The following is a 6,780-nucleotide window of genomic DNA, read 5'->3' as shown; positions in this document are numbered from 1 at the left end:
GGGGCGCGGAACGACCGGCCGGCCAGCTCCCGAAGGACGGGGCTCAATCCGTCCGGGAAGCTCAGTTCAAGGGCGTGCAGGAGGGGTCGTCGGGCCGCGGCGCGCCAGAGGCGGTTCGCCTCGAAGTCCCCGTACTTCCGGTCCCCAAGGATGGGACAGCCGACGTGGGCCAGGTGGACGCGGGCCTGATGCGTCCGGCCCGTGAGCAGCTCCAGCTCCACCAGGGAGAGCCCCCCGTCCGAGGCCAGGCACCGGCAGCGCGTGCGGGCGCTCTTTCCCTCCGGCGAGACCCGCACCACGTTGGCCTCCGAATCCTTCAAGAGGGGAGCGTCGATCTCCTCCAGCTCGCGGGACGGCCTGCCCACCACGATCGCCAGGTAGCGCTTGCCCGCCAGGCGCTCCCTGAAGGCGTCCTCAAGGGCGCGCAGCGCGTCGCCCCGCAGGGCCACGATCAGCACGCCCGTCGTGTTGCGGTCCAGCCGGTGGACCGCCGTCGGGGCGAAGCCCGGAGAGCCGCCCTCCGCCGCGCCCAACATGCTCCAAACTCGCGTGACGACGCTGTCCCCGTCCTTGACGTCGGGCTGCACCAGGAGGTCCGCCGGCTTGTTGACCACCAGCGCACAGCCCCCCCGCCACAGGATGGGCACGGCGCCGCGGCGTGGGACCGCAGGGCGCTCGCCCGGCGCCTCCCAGGGGACCCAGAGCTCCTGCCCTCCCCGAACGCGGGCCCCCGGTTCCCTGGCGCGGGTCGAGTCGAGGCGTACCTCGCCCTTTCGGATCGCCCGCATGATGGCCGACAGGGGCAGTTCGGGCCAGACGGAGCGCAGCATCCGATCCAGCCTTCTGCCGTCGTGGTCCTGGCTCAGGCGGAGGCTGAAGCTCATTCCGATTTTTCCTCCGCTCCCCCACCTGAAGCGGCCTTCGCCGGCAGGCCACGCCAGAAGCGGCGCTCCAGCAGGGGAATGTAGTCCGTCGTGTCGTGCCCCGCCTCCAGCCCGTCGATCTGCGAGCGCCAGCAGAACATCTTGAAGTCCAGGTCGTCGGAGGCGGCGACGATCAAAGCCTCCTGGGTCGCGGGCAGCACGGGGGAACCGTACTCGCGCCGGCCGTGGTGGCTGACGATGATGTGTCCCAGCGCCAGCGCCACCCCGTCGTCCAGCCCCTCCTGCTCCGCCAGCACCATGAAGCGATGGTACCCCAAAACGATGTGCTCCGCCACGTTGCCCGGAATCGTCATCTGCGGCGCCGGGTTGAGGGAATAGCTGTCCAGCTTGCCCAGGTCGTGAAGCAGGCCACCGGCCGTCGCCAGGTCCACGTCCACCGGGTAGCCCCTGTCCGCGTAGTGCCGGGCCAGCGCCTTCGCCCCCAGGGCGACGGCCAGGGAGTGCTCCAGGAGCCCCCCGACGTAGGCGTGGTGCATGGAGACAGCGGCCGGCCAGGCCATGAACTTCTTCCACAGCCCGTGCTTGAAGAAGACCGCTTCCAAAAACGACTTCAGGGGCTCGCGCATCTCCGCCAGGAGCGCGCGGAATTCGCCCTCCATCCTCTCGTCGGACAGGGGTGAGCGTCGGACGAAGCTGTGGGGCGGGTACTTCTCCTGATCGACGTAGTAGACGTCGTTGAAGTTGTACTGAGTCTGTTCGCGAAACTCCGAGACCTTTCCCTGCAGGCCCACGGCGGCCCCCTCGAACTTCAGATCGCCCAGGTTCAGGGGGTCAAGAGGGTACCGGTCCCCTCCCGACAGGTTCCACCAGTTGGAGCCGCCCCAGATCTTCCCCTCCAGGTCTCCGGTTCCATCGGTAATCGAGATGTCCCAGAAGGGCTTGTCGTTCCTGTCCTTCTTGCGGGTCAGCCGGGATACGACGCCCAGGACGTTGAAGGTGGCGTCCAGCGGAAGCTGCCGAACCTCTCTCACCGTTGAGTTCTTCTTTTCTTTCATCTGCGTCGATGTCCTCTTCCCTTTTTCTCGTGCGGCCCCGGCGATGCGTCCTGCCCGGAACCGTTTCACCTAAGAATTATATATGATTTTTGTGGCATCTCCTCTCCCGTCGCCCTCCGGTCGGGTGAAAACGGGTACAATAGACGAAGGGGCGGCGCGCCGCCCCCGCATCCCTGCGCCAGGGCGCGGAAGGAGTTTTTCGACATGATCCTCTCCGGAAGGGAAATCGTGAGGGAGATGGGCAGCGGCATCGTCATCGACCCCTTCGACGAACGAAGGGTGAACCCCAACAGCTACAACCTGTCCCTCCACGGGGAGCTGCTCGTCTACCGGGACGAGGTCCTCAACATGAAGACGCCGAACGCCACCGAAGCCCTCCACATCCCGCCGGAGGGCCTGACGCTGACGCCGGGCCGGCTCTACCTGGGGCGCACGGCGGAGTACACGAGGACGGAGAAGTACATCCCCATGTTGGAGGGCCGCTCCTCCACGGGGCGCCTGGGCCTCTGCATCCACGTCACGGCGGGCTTCGGCGACATCGGCTTTGCGGGCTACTGGACGCTCGAGATCTTCTGCATCCAGCCGGTGCGCATCTACGCGGGGGTCGAGATCTGCCAGATCTACTACCACACCATCGCGGGGGAATACGACCTCTACAAAAGCGGAAAGTACCAGAACAACCGGGGGATCCAGCCCAGCCTGATGTACCGGGAGTTCCAGCAGGACCGCGGCTGATGTCCCGCCTTTACCCCGATCCCAGCGGACACGGAATGGAGGACCCGGCATGAACGACCTGGGAATGATCGTCAACCTGCATAAGCCGGAGGCCGTGGAGATGGCGCGGCGCCTCCTGAGGTGGGGACAGGCGAACGGATGCAGCTTCCTGCTGCCGCACCTGGAGGCCTCGGCGCTGACCGCGGCGGGGCTGAGCGACGAGGAATGGCTGAACACCGTCAAGCTGGCCGTCGTCATCGGCGGCGACGGGACGTTCCTGCGCGCCGCGCGCTACGTCCTGGACTCGGACATCGTCCTCCACGGCATCAACCTGGGACACCTGGGCTTCCTCGCCTCCAGCAAACCAGAGGAGGCGGAGTGCGACCTGAAGAGCATCCTGGAGGATCGCTTCGACGTGCTGAACCGTCGCGTGCTGCGCTGCGTGCTCTACCGCGACGGCGTCCCCCGCTACACCATCTACGCCCTGAACGACGTGGTGCTCTCGAAGAACGCCATCGCCCGCCTGCTGCACATCGAGGTGCAGTTCAACGGCCGCTTCTTCGGCATCCTCCCCGCCGACGGCGTCATCATCTCCTCCCCCACCGGCTCCACCGCCTACGCCCTCTCCGCCGGCGGGCCCATCATCCCACCGCACCTGGACAGCATGCTGCTGGCCCCCCTCTGCGCCCACACGCTGTACTCCCGCCCCCTGATCGCGGCGGCGACGGACCGGATATCCCTCATCCCCAGAAGCAGCTCACGGGACATCACCCTGACCCAGGACGGACAGCTGGCCTACGAGGTCTTCACCGACGACAGGATCGACGTCGATCTGCCGCCGGACAAGCTGATCCGCACCGTGGTCCTGCCGGGGCGCAACTTCCTGGACCTCCTTCAGGAGAAGCTCGGCTGGGGGCAGAGCAGGCCGGGCGTCAACAGGGAGTAGTCATGCTGGAGAGGCTTACCCTGTGGAACATCGGCGGCATCCGAAGGGCGGACCTCGCCTTCGGGCGGGGCCTCACCGTCATCACCGGCGAGAGCGGAGCGGGCAAGAGCAGCGTCGTGCGGGCCATCGAGTTGGTGGGAGGCAAGAGGGGCGAGGTGCAGCTGCTGCGGGCCGGGGAGGACGAGGGAGGCGCCGAGGCGTGCTTCGGGACCGACGCCCGCTTTCCAGAGCTCTCGGACGCCCTTCAGCCTGAGGAGGGGACCCTCCTCGCCCGGCGGACCCTCCTCAGGGGCGGCCGCGCCCGATCCTCGCTGCAGGGCCTGCAAATCCCCCTCGCCACCTATTCCGTCGCGGCGGCCCGGCTGCTCCGAATCCAGAGCCAGTTCGCGCAGATGGAGCTCCTGGACGATGCGCGCCAGCTGGCCATGCTGGACTCCTGCACCTCCCGGGAGGCGCGCGATACGGCCCGTGAGCTGTGCCGCGTCTTCGACGAGGCGAGGGCCCGCAGCCAGGAGCTGAGGGCGATGTCGCGCCGGCGGGAGGAGATCGAACGCCGCTACGCCAACGCTCAGGAGGTCCTGGCCCTCGTGCGGAAGGTGGCGCCGGAGCCGGGGCTGGAGGCCGGGCTGGAGGCTTCCCTCACGGAGCTGGCCCGCCGCATCGTCCGCCGGGAGCGAGCTCAGGATGCCTTGAACCGGCTCTTCGGGGGGCTCTCTGAGCCGGGGCTCCTGGACGGGGTCAAAAACGCCGTCGAGACGTTTCAGGAGCTCCTGCCGGACGAGGCCCGCCAGCGCGTTCAGCAGCGGCTCCGAGAGGGGCTTCACGCGATAGAGGACGCCGTGGACGAGGCCAGGGATGAGCTCAGCGGACAGGAGGAGGACGCGGGGGAGCGGGACCGTCTTGAGGCTCGGCTTGGGGCTTTGCGCCGGCTGAAGCGCCTGTCCAGCTCCGCGGACGAAGAAGGCCTCCTGACCTACTGCCGGGAGGCCTCGCTCAACCTTGAATGGCTTGAGAAGAGCTACCCAAAGCTTGAGGAGCTCACGGGGGAATCGCTGAAGCTGCGCAAGCGGGCAAACGCGCTGGCCATGGAGTTGAGGCGCAGCCGCCAGGAGGCCGCGGCAGCGCTCTCGCAGCGGGTCAACGCACTTCTGAAGGATTTGGCCATGGAGGGGACCTCCTTTGAGCTGCACCTGCGGGAGCTGGGGAAGCTGCGGCGGGATGGAGCGGATGAGGCGGAGTTCGCTCTGCGCGACGGCACGAGGGTGGGGCGCGTCGACAAGATCGCATCGGGCGGCGAGCTGAGCCGCCTTTTGCTGGCGCTGCAGCTCTCGCTGCCCCAGGAGTGGACGCCGCCGACCCTGGTGTTCGACGAGGTGGAGGCCGGGCTGGGCGGAAGGGCAGCCGTGTTGTCCGGCATGAAGCTGAAGGAGCTGTCCCGAAACGCTCAGGTGATCCTGGTGACCCACGAGGCCTCCATCGCCGCGCTGGGGGACGCCCACGTCCTGATCCAACGCTCCGGGGGCGAGTCTCAGATCGAGGCGATCGAGGGGGAGGCGCGCGTGCGCGAGATCGCCCGTATGCTCTCCGGCTCCCCTGACCTGGCCGAAGCCCAGGAACACGCCCGAAGGCTTCTGACGGAAGGCCTCTGGTGAGCGCGTTGTGATACCAATTCGCGTTTAATACCAAAGCAGGTCGCGAAGGGCTCCGGAGGCCGGCAGGGAGCTCAGGGCGCGGCCGGAGGTGAGGGGCAATGAGCGGGGCCGACGGCGCAACGGCCGGGACCGACCTCCTCGCCGTCCTGGAGGCGGACCTGCGTCAGGCGCAGCTGGTGAAGGTCAACGGCCGGGTGGTGCAGGTGGTGGGGCTGGTGGCGGAGTCCCAGGGGCCGGACGTCCGGGTGGGCGACCTGTGCCACATCTGCTTCCGAAACGGGTCCAGCGCGCTGGACGCCGAGGTGGTGGGCTTTCGGGAGGACCGCGTCCTTCTGATGCCCCTGGGGAACCTGCAGGAGGTAGGGCCGGGATGCGACGTGGTGTCCACCAACCGGCCCCTTGAGGTCCCCGTGGGGCCGGCGCTCCTGGGGCGCGTCCTGGATGGGTTGGGGCAGCCCATCGACGACAGGGGCCCCGTCATCGCAAAGGACTTCTATCCCCTCCATGCGATGCCGCCCCACCCCCTGAAGCGCCAGATGGTGGACCGGCCCCTCTCCGTCGGGGTCCGAGTGATCGACGGGATGCTGACGCTGGGCATGGGGCAGCGCATCGGCATCTTTGCGGGGTCGGGCGTGGGCAAGAGCACGCTTCTGGGCATGATGGCCCGCTACACGACGGCGGACGTCAACGTCATCTCGCTGGTGGGGGAGCGCGGCCGGGAGGTGCGGGAGTTTATCGAGCGCGACCTGGGGCCGGAGGGGGCGGCGCGGTCCGTGCTGGTGGTGGCGACGTCGGACCAGCCTCCGCTCATCCGCCTCAAGGCGGCCATGACCGCCACGGCGATCGCGGAGTACTTTCGGGATGCGGGCAGGAACGTCCTCCTGATGATGGACTCCGTGACCCGCGTCGCCCGCGCGCAGCGGGAGATCGGGCTGGCGATCGGGGAGCCCCCGGCGACGAGGGGCTACACCCCTCCGTGTTCGAGCTGCTGCCCCGGCTCCTGGAGCGCGCCGGAGCGGGGGAGCGGGGGAGCATCACGGGGATCTACACCGTCCTGGTGGAGGGCGACGACATGAACGAGCCCGTGGCCGACACGGTGCGCGGCGTCTTGGACGGGCACGTGGTGCTGTCCCGCCGCATCGCCGCGAGGAACTTCTACCCTGCCGTGAGCGTGCTGGAGAGCGTGAGCCGGGTCATGCCCTCCATCGTGTCCCGCGAGCACATGGAGGCGGCGGGCCGCATCCGGGACCTCCTGGCCACCTACGCGGAGTCGGAGGACCTCATCAACATCGGCGCGTACAAGGCGGGCTCCAACCTGCGCGTGGACTGGGCCCTGGAGCACCTGGAGAGCGTTCGCGGCTTCCTGTCCCAGCGCGTGGAGGAACGGTCTTCCTTCGAGGAGACGGATCGCCTGATGCTTGCGCTGGCGCCGCGCCCCGACCCGTCCGTCCAGCCCCGGCAGGGAGCGCAGAAGGAGGAGGCTCCGCGCCGGGGCGGTGCCCGCTTCGCCTCTCCCGCTTCCCCTTCGG

Annotated in this window: 5 protein-coding genes and 2 pseudogenes; 5 read left to right on the top strand and 2 right to left on the bottom strand. The window is 68.5% G+C overall.

Going from position 1 to position 6,780, the window contains the following annotated elements; genetic code table 11:
* A partial coding sequence (locus SY1_RS00325; protein ID WP_208873925.1) for an RluA family pseudouridine synthase occupies positions 1-884 on the bottom strand: 884 nt, incomplete at its 3' end.
* Positions 881-1,939: a 3'-5' exoribonuclease YhaM family protein gene (locus tag SY1_RS00320; protein ID WP_015555797.1), complete on the bottom strand. Its 1,059-nt coding sequence runs from the start codon at positions 1,937-1,939 to the stop codon at positions 881-883. The genes SY1_RS00325 and SY1_RS00320, both read right to left, overlap by 4 nt.
* Positions 1,940-2,143: 204 nt before the next feature.
* Here SY1_RS00320 and dcd point away from each other — a divergent pair, with 204 nt between their 5' ends.
* The 5 genes and pseudogenes from dcd to SY1_RS12690 form a co-directional block, all read left to right on the top strand.
* Positions 2,144-2,674, top strand: coding sequence for a dCTP deaminase (gene dcd / locus SY1_RS00315; RefSeq protein WP_015555796.1), 531 nt, complete (start codon positions 2,144-2,146; stop codon positions 2,672-2,674).
* Positions 2,675-2,723: 49 nt separating this feature from the next.
* Entirely contained in the window at positions 2,724-3,599 is an 876-nt protein-coding gene (locus SY1_RS00310; protein WP_015555795.1) for an NAD(+)/NADH kinase, read from the top strand.
* Between the two features lie 2 nt (positions 3,600-3,601).
* Positions 3,602-5,251 (top strand): DNA repair protein RecN, encoded by a 1,650-nt coding sequence (locus SY1_RS00305; protein ID WP_015555794.1) that lies wholly within the window; start codon positions 3,602-3,604, stop codon positions 5,249-5,251.
* Between the two features lie 98 nt (positions 5,252-5,349).
* Positions 5,350-6,380, top strand: a pseudogene (locus SY1_RS00300) (FliI/YscN family ATPase); the annotation flags it as partial.
* 66 nt (positions 6,381-6,446) lie between these two features.
* A pseudogene (locus tag SY1_RS12690) lies at positions 6,447-6,780 on the top strand (hypothetical protein); the annotation flags it as partial.

The organism is Fretibacterium fastidiosum, assembly GCF_000210715.1.
GTDB classification, from domain to species: Bacteria; Synergistota; Synergistia; order Synergistales; family Aminobacteriaceae; genus Fretibacterium; species Fretibacterium fastidiosum.
The sequence above is the reverse complement of the archived record's forward strand: the minus strand, read 5'-3'. Positions and strand labels throughout refer to the sequence as shown.